Raw genomic sequence first — 13,584 nt, forward strand, 5'->3', positions numbered from 1 at the left:
ATCCACGTCTTGTTCACTCTCGCTTGAAAGAACGTGGATGCCCGGCACAAGGCCGGGCATGACGACCGGATGCTTCCTTGCCCCGCAGCTTCGACACGCCCCTCCCGATCGACGCCGTGCTCGACGATTTGTCGCGCACGCTGGAGGGCAATAACGCCGCCGTGCTGGTGGCGCCGCCGGGCGCCGGCAAGACCACACGCGTGCCGCTGGCCTTGCTCGATGCACCCTGGGCTAAAGGCAAAAAGATCATCGTGCTGGAGCCGCGCCGCATCGCCGCGCGCGCCAGTGCCGACCGCATGGCCAAATCGCTCGGCGAGCGCGCCGGCGAAACCGTCGGCTATCGTGTCCGCTTCGGCTCGAAGATCTCGCGCGCCACACGCATCGAGGTGGTGACCGAGGGCATCTTCACCCGCCAGATCCTCGACGATCCCGAACTCTCCGACGTTGCCGCGATCCTGTTCGACGAATTCCATGAACGCTCGCTCGATGCCGACATGGGCCTCGCGCTGGCGCGTGATGCGCAAACCGGCTTGCGCGAAGACCTGCGCATCCTGGTGATGTCGGCAACGCTCGACGGTGCGCGGGTGGCAAGGCTGCTCGGCGATGCCCCCGTCGTCGAAAGCGAGGGCCGTGCGTTTCCGGTCGAGACGCGCTATCTCGGCCGCAAGGCCGACGCGCCGATCGAACGGCAGATGGCGGATGCGATCGCGTCCGCGCTGCGCGCCGACAGCGGCTCGGTGCTGGCGTTCCTGCCGGGCGCCGCCGAAATCCGCCGCACGCAGAATTTCCTCTCCGAGCGCGTGCAGGACGCCTCCGTCGAGATCGTGCCGCTGTTCGGCGCGCTCGATGCCGCCGTGCAGGACCGTGCCATCGCGCCGGCCCCCAAGGGCACGCGCAAGGTGGTGCTGGCGACCTCGATCGCCGAGACGTCGCTCACCATCGAAGGCGTGCGCATCGTGGTCGACTCCGGTCTCGCCCGCGTTCCGCGCTACGAGCCCGATATCGGCCTGACGCGGCTCGAGACCGTGCGCGCCTCGCGCGCAGCGGTGGACCAGCGCCGCGGCCGCGCCGGCCGCACCGAGCCCGGCGTCTGCTACCGGCTCTGGGACGAGCCGCAGACCGCCTCGCTCGCGCCCTACACCCAGCCGGAAATCCTCAGCGCCGATCTGTCCTCGCTGGTGCTCGATCTCGCGCAATGGGGCGTCGGCGATCCCGCCGCATTGTCGTTCCTCGATCCGCCGCCGCAGCCGGCCTGGAAGGAAGCCAAGAGCCTGCTGACCGAGCTCAACGCGCTCGACGGCGATGGCCGCATCACCGCGGAAGGCAAGAGCCTGCGCGCGCTGGCGCTACCGCCGCGGCTGGCGCGCATGATCGTGGATTCGCATCGCGCCGGCAGCGGCGAGGCCGCCGCCGAAATCGCAGCCGTCATCACCGAGCGCGGCCTTGGCGGCGACAGCGTCGATCTCGAGCACCGCCGCGACCAGTTCCGCCGGGACCGCTCGCCGCGCGCGGCAAGCGCGCGCGATCTGGCCCGCCGCTGGGCCTCGCAGGTCGCGGCTGCGGAGAAGGTGGCGCAGCAGGAGGATCTCTCGACCGGCCTGATGCTCGCTTACGCGTTTCCGGACCGCGTCGCGCGCAATCGCGGCAATGGCAGCTTCGTGCTGGCCAACGGGCGCGGCGCGTCCGTCGAGCAGACCTCCTCGCTCGCCCGCGCGCCCTACATCGCCATCGGCGAGATGACGGGGACGGCCGCGAGTGGACGCATCCTGCTCGCCGCGCAAATCACCGAGGACGAGATCGAGCGGCATTTCGCCGAGCACATCGAGACCACCGACGAGATCTCCTTTGATCGCGGCGCGATGGCGCTGCGGGCGCGGCGCAGGCGCGTGCTGCACGCGATCACGCTGTCCGAAGCGACGCTTGCCGTGTCGCCCTCGGAGGACACCGCACGCATCTTTGCAGATGGCCTGATCACCGCGGGCCTCGACCGGCTGCCCTGGTCGAAGGCCGCCAAGCAATGGCGTGATCGCGTGATGTTCCTGCGCAAGGCCGAGGGCGACAGCTGGCCCGATCTCTCGGACGACGGCCTGATCGCACGGCGCGACGACTGGCTGGTGCCGGCGCTCTACGACAAGATCGCATTGAAGGACATCTCCGCGGGCGATCTCTCCGATGCCCTGATGGCGCTATTGCCGTGGCAGATGCGCGCGCGGCTCGACCGCGAGGCGCCGACCCATTTCGAGGCGCCGACCGGAAGCGTGATTGCGATCGACTACGAGGCCGAGCAGGGGCCGACCATCGCGGTCCGGCTGCAGGAATTGTTCGGCCTCAACACCCATCCCTCGATCGCCGCCGGCAAGGTGCCACTGGTGTTGGAATTGCTGTCCCCGGCCCAGCGCCCGGTGCAGGTGACGCGCGATCTGCCAGGCTTCTGGCGCGGCAGCTACGCCGCCGTCCGCTCCGACCTGCGCGGCCGCTATCCGCGTCACCCCTGGCCCGACGATCCCGCGAGCGCAGTGCCGACCAGGCGGGCGAAGCCGCGCGGGACGTGAGAACTCGCAACCGGCATTAACCCTCCGCTCATCCTTTTCGTCAAAATGACAGGAGCCCCGGCGTGCCTTCGCTCGCGGTTGGCCTTGTCGCGTGGTGAAATCGAGCTTTCGGCTCGGAAGTGGTGTGATGCGTAACATTATGATCATCGCGGCCGTCATGATCGGCCTCGGCACCTTCATGGCGCAGATGGCGGACAAGATGAGCTCGGCTTCCGCCACGTCGGTGCCGCGCACGACGGTCGCAGTCGCGGCCACCGCGCCGGCCGGCGGCCGCAGCCTGGCCATCTCCCGGGATGGCCGCGGTCATTTCCAGACCGAGGGCCGGATCGACGGCCAGCGCATCGGCTTCATGATCGATACCGGCGCGTCCGTCGTTGCGCTCAACGAGACCTCGGCCGCCCGCTTTGGCCTGCGTCCTTCGCGCAGCGAGTACAACGCCACCGTCTCCACCGCCAACGGCACCATCAAGGCCGCGCGCACCCGCATTGCCATGCTCGATGTCGGCGGCCTCATCGTGCGCGACGTCGATGCCATGGTGCTGCCGGACGAAGCGCTGTCGGAGAACCTGCTCGGCCTCTCCTTCCTGTCCCGCCTGAAGCGTTTCGAATACGCGAACGGGCAGATGGTGCTGGAGCAGTAGGTCTGCTCCAATTGGCCTTGTGGGGCCTCCCTTAAGGCCGGACGGGGTGCTATATTCCGTCCATGAACAGCCCCGACGCGATTGCCATCCTGCGACGGTCCGAGCGCGCCCTGCGCGAACGGGGCGTTTTGCATGCCGCATTGTTCGGTTCGGTCGCAAGGGGCGAAAATCACTCCGGCAGCGACGTCGATATCATGGTCGAGATCGATCCGGAGGCGCGGATCACGGTCTTCGACTACGTCGAGCTCAAGGAATACCTTTCCAACCTTTTTGACGGGCCGGTTGATGTCGTCAATCGCGACGGTCTGAAATCATACGTCGCACCTGCGGCGACGGCTGACGCCATCTATGCCTTCTGATCGCATCGACGGGACGCTGCGGGACATCCTGCATCACATCGATTTGGCGACTGAGTTCGCCGGAGGTCTCGACCGCGAAGCATTCGCGGCGGACTTGCGGGCGGTCTATGCCGTTACGCGCTGTCTGGAGATAATTTCAGAGGCGTCTCGCCGTCTGCCAGAGGAGCTGAAGGCCAGGCATCCAGCGATCGCATGGAGGCAGATGGCGGCCGCAGGCAATGTCTATCGCCACAATTATGAGGACGTTGCAGCCAATCTTGTGTGGGAGACCGTTCAACAGGCCCTCCCCCCTCTCAGGGTGGTCGTCGAAGATGAGATGGCGCGCCCATAGCCGATCTGACCGGACATGGAAGTCTCTGCCGGCGCACTATTTCGCGTTACCAAACTGCCGCAATTATCGGCCATAAGCCTTCATTCCCGCCTTTCGCTGCGGTCCGGCATTCGCTAAGCCTGCAGCAAATCCCGCCCCCTTTCCACGAGATCGACTCAATGTTCCCGAAGCCGAAATCCGTATTGTTGCCCAACACCTACGCCTTCGAATCCGAGCCGATGGTGAAGCCGACGGGCTTTCGCGAATACGACGCGCGCTGGTTGTTCCAGAAGGAAATCAACCTGATGGGTGTGCAGGCGCTCGGCATGGGGCTGGGCGCGCTGTTCGCCGAGCTCGGCGTCCGCCAAAAGATCGTTACCGGCCACGATTTCCGCGGCTATTCCGCCTCGATCAAATACGCCCTGATCTCCGGTCTGATGGCGGCGGGCTGCAAGGTCCACGACATCGGCCTTGCGGTGACGCCGATGGCCTATTTCGCGCAGTTCGACCTCGACGTGCCCTGCGTCGCCATGGTCACGGCCTCGCACAACGACAATGGTTGGACCGGCGTGAAGATGGGCGCCAACCGCCCGCTGACCTTCGGTCCCGACGAGATGACGCGGCTGAAGGAGATCGTTCTCAATGCCGAGTTCAAGAACAAGGCGGGCGGCTCCTACCAGTTCCACGAGAATTATCCCGCGCGCTACATCGCCGATCTCACCTCCCGTCCGAAGCTGACGCGCAAGCTCAAGGTGGTCGCGGCCTGCGGCAACGGCACCGCCGGCGCGTTCGCGCCGCAGGTGCTGGAGGCGATCGGCTGCGAGGTGATCCCGCTCGACACCGAGCTCGACCACACCTTCCCGAAATACAATCCGAACCCGGAAGACATGGAGATGCTGCACGCGATCCGCGATGCGGTGCTGCATCACAAGGCCGATGTCGGCCTCGGCTTCGACGGCGACGGCGACCGCTGCGGCGTCGTCGACAACACCGGCGAGGAGATCTTCGCCGACAAGGTCGGCGTGATGCTGGCGCGCGACATGTCGGCGATCCACAAGGATGCGCAGTTCGTCGTCGACGTGAAGTCCACCGGCCTGTTCGTCACCGATCCCGTGCTGCAGAAGCAGGGCGCCAGGGTCGCCTATTGGAAGACCGGCCATTCCTACATGAAGCGCCGCACCAACGAGATGTGCGCGCTGGCGGGCTTCGAGAAGTCGGGCCACTTCTTCTTCAACAAGCCGTTCGGCCGCGGCTATGACGACGGCCTGGTCTCGGCGATCGCGATCTGCGACATGCTCGATCGCGCGCCCGGCAAGTCGATGGCCGATTTGAAGAATGCGCTGCCGAAGACCTGGTCGTCGCCGACCATGTCGCCGCACTGCGCCGACGAGGTCAAATACGGCGTCATCGACAAGGTGGTGAAGCACTTCGAAGGTTTGCAAGCGAAGGGCGCCAAGATCGGCGATCAGGCGATCCGCGATCTCGTCACGGTCAACGGCGTGCGCGTCACGGTCGAGGACGGCAGCTGGGGCCTGGTGCGCGCCTCTTCCAACAAGCCCGAGCTCGTCGTCGTGGTCGAGAGCCCGGTCTCCGAGCAGCGCATGCACGACATGTTCGAGATGGTGAACAGCGTGCTGCGCACGCATCCCGAGGTCGGCGAGTACAACCAGAAGATTTGAGGTGAGGCGTCAGGGAAACACAGCCCGCGCCACAATCTCGCTGTCATGCCCCGGCTTGACCGGGGCATCCAGTACGCCGCGGCCTCTCGGTTCGATCACAGCCGCCTCGGAGTACTGGATCGCCCGGTCAAGCCGGGCGATGACAGTTTTCGTGTAATGAATCCTAAGCCGCCACCACCGCCGGGATCGGCAGCGCGGTGACCGACTTGATCTTCTCCATCGCGAAGCGCGAGGTGACGTTCTTCAGCGGCACGGCGCTGATCAGCTTCTTGTAGAACACGTCATAGGCCTGCATGTCCGCGACCACGACGCGCAGCATGTAGTCGACGTCGCCGGCCATGCGATAGAACTCCATCACTTCCGGCATGGCGCTGACGGCTTCGGCGAACCGCTTCAGCCAGGCATCCGAATGGTCGGAGCTCTCGACCGACACGAACACGGAGATGCCGAGCCCGATCTTGTTCTGGTCGACGAGGGCGACGCGCTTGATGATCACGCCGTCGGCCTCCAGGCGCTGGATGCGCTTCCAGCAGGGGGTCGAGGACAGGCCGACCCGGTCGCCGATCTCGGCGACGGAGAGGGAGGCGTCTTCCTGGAGGACCATCAGGATCTTGCGGTCGATGGCGTCGAGGCGGCGGCTGGTCTCAGGGATCTGGACGGCGACATCAGTCATTTGAAGAACTTTGTTCCATTTCAGGGGCAGATTTCCCTGATATAGAGAAAATCTTTCCACGGCAAGCCTATAATCTCGGCGTGACAGTGGAATCGCTCTACCGGCGGTCGCGCAAAAACTCTTCAACTTCAATGCGTTGCGGGGCGGCCGGGCCGCCGCCATGGCGGGTGCATTTCAGCGCCGCGGCAGCCGCGGCGAATCGCATCGCCCCCCTTACGTCCTTACCCTCGGCGAGGCCGAGCGCGAACGCGCCATGGAAGACGTCGCCGGCGCCCAGCGTATCGACCGCCTGGACCGGGAAGGCCGGTGTCTCCTCCAGCGCGCCCGCCTCATTCAGCCAGATCGTGCCGCGCGGGCCCCTTGTGGCCGCCAGGAAGGCGGGCGTCAGCTCCGCCAGGCGCCTCAAGGCCGCGCCGTCGTCAGCGATGCCAGCCGTCTCCTGCAGCTCGGTGCTGGCGAATAGCAGATGCGAGGAGGCCGTGAGCAGACCGTCCTGCAACGCCATCGCGCGGTCGACGCCGACGATGACGGGGATGCCGCGCCGGCGTGCCTCTGCGCCAAGCGAGGTCGCGAAGGCCGCGCAGCGGCTTTCGACGAGCACCGCCTGACAATCAGCGAGCAACGCGTCGGCCTCGGGCAGCTTCACGGTCCACAAGGCGGGATCGCGATAGATCGTGAGCGTCCGCTCGCCCGAGGGCTCGATCATGATCGCCGAGACCGGCGTGGTCAGGCCCGGCATGCGCACGATATGCGTGCTATCGATGCCCTCCTGCGCCATCTGCGCGAGAATGAAATAGCTGGACGTCTCCCGTGCATCGCCCATCGGCCCCGCGAAGGCGACGCGGCCGCCGAGCCGTGCGATCGTGATCGCGGCATTGAGCGCGTTGCCGCCGCAGATCTCGGCGAGATGCCTGGCGTTCGCCTTGCTGCCACGTTCGGGCAGGGCCTCGACGCGCAGGATGAGGTCGCGCACCGGCATGCCGATGCAGAGGATGCGCGGCGCGATCCCGGCCATCGTCGTTCGGCTCAGCTGCTCTTCTCGTGTACCCAACGGCCGAGCAGATGATGGGCGATCGCGAAGGGATGCGGGCCGGCGAGCCCGTCGGGATGCGTCCGTGTCAGCATCAGGGCCGCCTCCTCGCGCGTGAACCAGCGCGCGTCCTCGAGCTCGGCGTGATCGACCACGATGTCCTCGCTCACGGCCCGCGCGCTGCAGCCGATCATCAGCGACGACGGATAGGGCCAGGGCTGGGTCATGTAATATTGCACGTCGGTGCAGCGAATGCCGGACTCTTCCAGGATCTCGCGGCGCACCGCGTCCTCGATGGTCTCGGCGGCCTCGACGAAGCCGGCGAGGCACGAATACATACCTGCCGGAAACTGCTTCTGCCGGCCGAGCAGGCACTTGTCGCCGGAGGCGACCAGCATGATCACGACCGGGTCGGTGCGCGGAAAATGCTCGGCCTTGCAGCTCGGACAGTCGCGCTTCCAGCCGCCTTCCTTCATCGCGGTACGCGTGCCGCAATTGGCGCAATAGCCGTGGCGCTGGTGCCAGCCCACCATCGACTTCGCCATCGCCACGGCCGAGAGCTCCTCGGGCGGGATCGCGCCCTGCATCGCCATGCCGCGCAGCTCGGTGACGGCGTAGTCGCCGCCGCCGACCAGCTTCTCGGCGGCCGCCTGCGACAGGCCCATGCCGAACACGGCCGCACCGCCGCGAAGCCCGAGGAACACCGTGCCGGGATTGACACCGCATTTCAGCGCTTCGTCGATTCCGAGCAGCGCGCGCACCTTGTCGCCGTCGCGCTTCACCAGCAGCGAGTCGCGATACACCACATAGGCGCGCGAAGACGGCTTCTGCTCCAGCACAAACAGCTTCTCGTCGTCTCGGCGCAGATGCGCGGCGCGGTCGAGGACGTTGGTGACGAAGGCCGGCTGCCCCAGCGGAAATGCGTCGAATGCTGACATTATTGTTCTTTCAACCCAACCAGATCTTGCGGCGAAGCGCGCTGATGAAATTCTGAACCTCCGCGGCGTCATGCGCCAATGGCGGCATCACGCCCCACACCGGCCGCGGCCAGGCCGCGTCACTGGTCCGGCGCGCGATGATGTGGACGTGCAGCTGCGGCACGAGGTTGCCGAGCGCGGCGATGTTGAGCTTTTCGCATTTGGTGATCTCCTTCAGCGCGCGCGAGACGCGGGAGATCTCCGTCATCAGCTGCGCCTGCTGCACCTCGTCGAGATCGATGATCTCGATCGCATCCACCCGTCGCGGCACCAGCAGCAGCCAGGGATAATGCGCATCCTTGATGACCAGCACCTTCGACAGCGGCAGATCGCCGATATCGATGGTGTCCTCTTTCAGGCGGGAGTGCAGTGACCAGGCGGGTTCGGGCATATGCGTTTCCGGATGGCCCGATGGGGAACGGGCTTGTCGGGTGCGACCATACGATAGGGATTCCCGGAGGGGAAGGATGGCGCCCCGCTGTCACCGCATACGCGCTCGTCGTCCCGGACAAGCGAAGCGCAGATCCGGGACCCATAACCACAGGGAGCAGCGTGGCGAAGACTCTTGGTTGCCAGCGCGTGCGGCAGCCCCCGCCTGTGGTTATGGATTCCGGGCTCGCGCTGCGCGCGCCCCGGAATGACAGAAACTACGCCTCCGCCAGCACCCTTGCATTGGCGCGGACCGATGTTTCGCTGACGCGGATGCCGAGGCCCGGGCCGTCGGGCACCACGACATGGCCGGCGCGGTTCGCAACGCGCTCTTCCAGCACGTCCTCGGTCAGCACGTGATGTGGCATGTAGAATTCGCAGCCGAGCGAGATGCCCGGGGTGGCCGCGATCAGCTGCGTGCCGGCGGCAAGGCCGATGCCGCCCTCCCACAGCGTGCCGCCATAGCCGGGCAGGCCGGCGATGTCGGCGATCGCCATGATCGCCTGGGCCTCGAACAGGCCGCCGGCCTTCATCAGCTTGATCGAGACGGCGTCGGCCGCTTCACGCCGCACCACCTCCATCATGTCGCGGCGGTCGAAGCAGCTTTCGTCGGCCAGCACCGGCGTTTCCAATGCCGCGGTCAGCTGCGCCATCACGTCGAGATATTTGCGCGGCACCGGCTGCTCGATGAAGGTCGGCGCGAATTCCTCGACGTCGCGCAGGATCTTGATGGCGCCGAACGGCGCCAGCGCCTGGTTGTAGTCGACGCGCAGGTCGACCTTGTCGCCGAATTCCTTGCGGATCGCTTCGAGATGATCGAGGTCCTCGCGATGCGGCTTCACGCCGGTCTTGACCTTGTAGATGACATTGCCGTCCGGAACCATTTTCCGCATGCGCTCGAGATCGGCCGCGAAATCCGGATCGGCGATCGAGAAGGAGAGGGGGATGGTGTCGCGCACGCGGCCGCCGAGCAGGTCGGCAACCGAGAGCCCAGACGACTTGCCGACGATGTCGAGCAACGCCATCTCGATTGCGACCTTGGCCTCGGCATGTCCGACCAGCGCACGGTCGAGCTCGGCCATCAACGCGCGGATGCGGCGCACCGGCTTGCCGAGCACGATGGGGCGCAAGTAAATGTCGAGCGCCGAGAACGCCGCTTCAGGCGTTCCCGTAAAGACCTCCCACGGTGCCGCCTCGCCCCAGCCGACCACGCCGTCGCTGCAGGTCAGCTCGATCAGCACGCGCTTCACCGTGCCCTTGACGTTGCCGACGCCCTGCAGGCGCGCCATCTTGATCGGGCTTTCGATCAGGAACAGCCTGATGCGCTCGATGGTTGCTTCGGTCATGTCAGGCCTCCATTGACGTGCCAGACCTGGCCGGTGACGTAGGACGCCTTCGGTGACGCCAGGAAGGCGATGATCTCGGCGACTTCCTCCGGCCGCCCGCGGCGGCGCATCGGGATCAGCGCTTCGGTTGCGGCGATCTGTTCGGGCGACAGCCGACTCTCGCTCGGTCTGTCCTTGACGATGAGGCCGGGTGATACCGCATTGACGGTGATGCCGTCCTTCGCGAGCTCGATCGCGGCCAGCCGCACCAGCGCTTCCAGCGCGGAACGGCTCGCGGCGGTCGCAGCAAAGGGCGCGAATTCGGGTCGGATCGCGTGCGCGACGAAGGACGACATCGCGACGATGCGCGCATCGCGCCCGGCGCGCAGCAGCGGCAGCGCGGCATCAACCAGCCGCGTGAACGCCAGCGCCGATTCGTCCATCGCCTTGCGGAATTCATCCGCCGGCGTGCCAATGGCGCTGCCGCGACGGGCGTGGCCGCCGACCAGGATCAATCCGTCGAGCCGGCCGAAGGCGGCATTCGCGGCGGTGACGGCAGCAGTAATGGCGGCTTTCTCGGCAAGATCGCCGAGACACTTTGCGACGATGGCGCCTTTCGCTTCGGCCTCGGCCGCGCTCGCGTCGAGGCCTTCTGTGTTCGCGCGCGTGTGGAGCAGCAGCGCAGTGCCCGGCGCCGCAAGGAGCTTTGCGGTGGCGCGGCCGATGCCGCTGGCGGCACCAGTGACGAGATAGACGCGATTGATGTCGGACATCACGATATCGCATTTGCCGGCGGCAGCGCGCCGGTGCGGTGGAAATGGCTGAGGAAGGCGCGCGTCGCAGCCTCCCGCGGGCTGTCGATCACCTGCCGCGCCGAACCCTCCTCGACCACGATTCCGTCGCGCATGAACACGACACGCTCGGCCACCTCGCGGGCGAACGCGATCTCGTGCGTCACGATCACCATGGTCATGCCCTCCGACGCGAGTTGCTGGATCACGTTCAGCACCTCACCGACCAATTCGGGATCGAGCGCGGAGGTGGCCTCGTCGAACAGCATGACATCGGGCTCCATCGCGAGCGCCCGCGCGATCGCGACGCGCTGCTTCTGGCCGCCGGAGAGCGTCGCCGGATATTGGTCCGCTTTCTCCGCAAGTCCCACCTTGGCGAGCTGCGCACGCGCGAGCGTTTCGGCCTCCGCCTTGGCCATGCGCCGCACCGTGACAGGCCCCTCCATCACGTTCTGCAGCGTCGTCATGTGCGGGAACAGGTTGAAGTGCTGAAACACCATGCCGGTGGTGGCGCGGAATCTCGCCAGCGTTTTGACATCGGGCAATTTGGCGCCGTCTCCGAACGCAAAGCGGGTGTCGCCGACGCGGACGCTGCCGCCGTCGGGCACGACCAGGAGATTGATGCAGCGGAGCAGCGTTGATTTACCCGAGCCTGATGGCCCGATCAGCGCGACGACACCGCCCTTGGTGACGTCGAGATTGATGTTCTTGAGGACCTCGTTGCTGCCAAAACACTTGCGAAGGCTGCGGATCTCGATTTTCGACGTCTCGCTCATTCGCTCACCGCCAGTTGCTTCTCGCCGCGGCGGACGAGGATGGTGAGCGGAATCAGGATTGCCGCATAGGCGAGCGCGACCGCGGTGTAGGTCTCCAGCGGCCGGTAGCTGTCATGGGCGGCGACCTGGCTCTGATAAACGAGGTCGGGGACTGCGAGCACCGAGACCAGTGAGGTGTTCTTGAACTGGATGATCGACTGGTTCATCAGCGCCGGAATCATGCGCTTGATCGCCTGCGGCAGCACGATGCGGCGCATGCTCTGGCTCGGCGTCATGCCGAGCGCCGCGCCGGCTTCGGACTGACCCTTGTCGATCGAGACGATGCCGCCGCGGATGATCTCCGAATAGAACGAGCCGCCATAGAGCGAGAGCGCCAGCGCGGAAGCCGTGATCGGGGTCATCTCGACACCGGCGAGAATCGGCAGCGCGTAATAGAACCAGATCAGCTGCACCAGGATCGGCGTGCAGCGGAACGCCTCGATGAAGGCGAGCGCGGTCAGCCGCAATGCCTTGATCCGCGACAGGCTGCCGAACGCCCCGAGCAGGCCGAACAGCAGTCCGCACACGACGATGACGATCGTGAAGCCGACCGTGACGCCGAGCCCGTTGAGAAAGAGCCAGCGATAGCTCCAGAGGATTCCGAAGTCCCACTGATACATGCGTGCTCTCTTCTTCACCTCTCCCGCTTGCGGGAGAGGTCGCATCGCATCGAAGATGCGATGCGGGTGAGGGCTCTTTCCTCTGGGGGAGTCTCTCCGCGGAGGCACCCTCTCCCCAACCCTCCCCCGCAAGCGGGGGAGGGGGCGGAGTGGAGTGTGCGGAGCGAGGCGGCCTCGAACATTACTCTTACAGCGACACGCCCGGCGGAATGTCCGCTTCCGTCACGCCCACCAGCTCCATATTGGTGATGATGGCGTTGCGGATGAAGCCGAGGCCCTTGTTGAAGTCTATCCAGGTGTTGACGTAGTCGCGCCATGTCTTGTCGGCCTCGCGGCGGAAGCCGGCATTCGAGGTGGTGGCGAAGATCGGCGTCGGCAGCACGAGCTGGCCGAGCGCGGGGTTCTTCTTCAGCACGGTCAGCGACAGCATGGTGATCAGGCACTGCGCGTCGACGCGGCCGGTCTGCAGCGCGGCGGTGGCATCGTCGGCGGTCTTCAGCCGCGTGATCTGCGCCTTCGGCGTCAGGCGGCTGACGACCTGGTCATGCGAGGAGCCCTGGTCGACCGCGATCTTGATGTCGGGCGAGTTCAATTCGGCCCAGCTCTTCGGCTTGAAATCCTTCTTGCAGAGGATGGCGAAGGCGTTGTTGAAGACCGGCACCGAGAAGTCGATCACCAGCGCGCGCTTTGGGGTCGGGTTGAGGCCGAAGAAGATGTCGATCTTGTTGGCCTGCAGGTCGAGCACCGAATTGCCCCAGGTGGTCTCGGTGATCTCGAGCTCGGCCTCCATGTCGTCCGCGAGGCCCTTGGCGATGTCGATGTAGAAGCCCTTCCATTGGCCGCTGGACAGATCCTTCATGTAATAGGGCGCGCCGCCGCCGACGGCGCCGATCCGCATCTTCTTGGTCCGGCGGATGCGGGCGAAGGTCGATTCGTTCGGATCGGCGGTCTGGGCCACGGCCGGCGCCGCCAACGCGGCAGCGGCGACCGCGCCAAATCCGACAATCGATGCAACATCACGACGTGTAACCATTGGGATCAATCGCTTTTCTGGTTGGGTGGAGTTCCGGCAGCGTTCTTAGCAAGGTGGTCCCGGCAGCGAAAGCACAGCCTATCGGCTGGGCAGGCCGAAATTTGCCCGGATGCTGGGCAAACTCAAGCTGTTCAAGCGGATACCCGCTTGCTTTCCGCTCCCTTTGGCCCCAAATAGGGGCCGGGAGATTGGCGGTGGACGAGCCACTCGCCAACCGGGTCAGGTCCGGAAGGAAGCAGCCCTAACGAGGTCCGGATCGGGTCGCTCGTCAGTCTCCTACCTGTTTTTCCGAGCGAACCAGCGCCGGCGGCACCAGCCGCCAGCGCGCTCCTTTCCGCAAAAGCCGGCCAA

The 13,584-nt window shown here is 65.9% G+C and carries 14 protein-coding genes and 1 other RNA gene; 6 read left to right on the top strand and 9 right to left on the bottom strand.

Annotation, left to right across the window (positions count from 1 at the left end; translation table 11 throughout):
- Positions 1 to 77: 77 nt before the first annotated feature.
- The 5 genes from hrpB (at position 78) to DCG74_RS03215 (ending at position 5,540) form a co-directional block, all read left to right on the top strand.
- On the top strand, positions 78 to 2,552 hold the full coding sequence (hrpB, locus tag DCG74_RS03195) for an ATP-dependent helicase HrpB (protein ID WP_172786689.1): 2,475 nt from the start codon (positions 78 to 80) through the stop codon (positions 2,550 to 2,552).
- Positions 2,553 to 2,679: 127 nt separating this feature from the next.
- Positions 2,680 to 3,192 carry a TIGR02281 family clan AA aspartic protease gene (locus DCG74_RS03200; protein ID WP_172786690.1) on the top strand — a complete coding sequence of 171 codons (513 nt, stop codon included), beginning with the start codon at positions 2,680 to 2,682 and terminating at the stop codon, positions 3,190 to 3,192.
- A gap of 62 nt (positions 3,193 to 3,254) precedes the next feature.
- On the top strand, positions 3,255 to 3,551 hold the full coding sequence (locus tag DCG74_RS03205; RefSeq protein ID WP_172786691.1) for a nucleotidyltransferase family protein: 297 nt from the start codon (positions 3,255 to 3,257) through the stop codon (positions 3,549 to 3,551).
- On the top strand, positions 3,541 to 3,882 hold the full coding sequence (locus DCG74_RS03210; RefSeq protein WP_172786692.1) for a DUF86 domain-containing protein: 342 nt from the start codon (positions 3,541 to 3,543) through the stop codon (positions 3,880 to 3,882). The genes DCG74_RS03205 and DCG74_RS03210 overlap by 11 nt, the downstream gene beginning before the upstream one ends.
- Positions 3,883 to 4,040: 158 nt before the next feature.
- Positions 4,041 to 5,540: a phosphomannomutase/phosphoglucomutase gene (locus DCG74_RS03215; protein ID WP_172786693.1), complete on the top strand. Its 1,500-nt coding sequence runs from the start codon at positions 4,041 to 4,043 to the stop codon at positions 5,538 to 5,540.
- Between the two features lie 163 nt (positions 5,541 to 5,703).
- Here the strand turns inward: DCG74_RS03215 and DCG74_RS03220 are convergent, their stop codons facing one another.
- The 9 genes from DCG74_RS03220 to DCG74_RS03260 form a co-directional block, all read right to left on the bottom strand.
- Complete coding sequence (locus tag DCG74_RS03220) at positions 5,704 to 6,213, bottom strand: Lrp/AsnC family transcriptional regulator (protein ID WP_025032510.1); 510 nt, start codon at positions 6,211 to 6,213, stop codon at positions 5,704 to 5,706.
- Positions 6,214 to 6,310: 97 nt separating this feature from the next.
- Positions 6,311 to 7,228, bottom strand: a complete 918-nt coding sequence (locus DCG74_RS03225) for a sugar kinase (protein WP_172786694.1) — start codon at positions 7,226 to 7,228, stop codon at positions 6,311 to 6,313.
- Between the two features lie 11 nt (positions 7,229 to 7,239).
- Positions 7,240 to 8,181 carry an NAD(+) diphosphatase gene (gene nudC / locus DCG74_RS03230; protein WP_172786695.1) on the bottom strand — a complete coding sequence of 314 codons (942 nt, stop codon included), beginning with the start codon at positions 8,179 to 8,181 and terminating at the stop codon, positions 7,240 to 7,242.
- A 10-nt stretch (positions 8,182 to 8,191) separates the two neighbouring features.
- Positions 8,192 to 8,611, bottom strand: a complete 420-nt coding sequence (locus tag DCG74_RS03235; RefSeq protein WP_172786696.1) for an HIT domain-containing protein — start codon at positions 8,609 to 8,611, stop codon at positions 8,192 to 8,194.
- A gap of 256 nt (positions 8,612 to 8,867) precedes the next feature.
- Positions 8,868 to 9,995, bottom strand: coding sequence for a muconate cycloisomerase family protein (locus DCG74_RS03240; protein ID WP_172786697.1), 1,128 nt, complete (start codon positions 9,993 to 9,995; stop codon positions 8,868 to 8,870).
- Entirely contained in the window at positions 9,992 to 10,747 is a 756-nt protein-coding gene (locus DCG74_RS03245) for an SDR family NAD(P)-dependent oxidoreductase (protein WP_172786698.1), read from the bottom strand. The genes DCG74_RS03240 and DCG74_RS03245 overlap by 4 nt, the downstream gene beginning before the upstream one ends.
- Positions 10,747 to 11,541 carry an amino acid ABC transporter ATP-binding protein gene (locus tag DCG74_RS03250; RefSeq protein WP_172786699.1) on the bottom strand — a complete coding sequence of 265 codons (795 nt, stop codon included), beginning with the start codon at positions 11,539 to 11,541 and terminating at the stop codon, positions 10,747 to 10,749. Before DCG74_RS03250 ends, DCG74_RS03245 begins: the two co-directional genes overlap by 1 nt.
- Entirely contained in the window at positions 11,538 to 12,200 is a 663-nt protein-coding gene (locus DCG74_RS03255) for an amino acid ABC transporter permease (protein ID WP_172786700.1), read from the bottom strand. The genes DCG74_RS03250 and DCG74_RS03255 overlap by 4 nt, the downstream gene beginning before the upstream one ends.
- A gap of 187 nt (positions 12,201 to 12,387) precedes the next feature.
- Complete coding sequence (locus DCG74_RS03260; RefSeq protein WP_172786701.1) at positions 12,388 to 13,233, bottom strand: transporter substrate-binding domain-containing protein; 846 nt, start codon at positions 13,231 to 13,233, stop codon at positions 12,388 to 12,390.
- A gap of 183 nt (positions 13,234 to 13,416) precedes the next feature.
- Between DCG74_RS03260 and ffs the strand changes: the two genes are divergently transcribed.
- Positions 13,417 to 13,513: signal recognition particle sRNA small type (gene ffs, locus DCG74_RS03265), an RNA gene on the top strand.
- Positions 13,514 to 13,584: the final 71 nt, after the last annotated feature.

The sequence above is a fragment of the Bradyrhizobium sp. WBAH42 genome, from assembly GCF_024585265.1.
Lineage (GTDB): Bacteria > Pseudomonadota > Alphaproteobacteria > Rhizobiales > Xanthobacteraceae > Bradyrhizobium.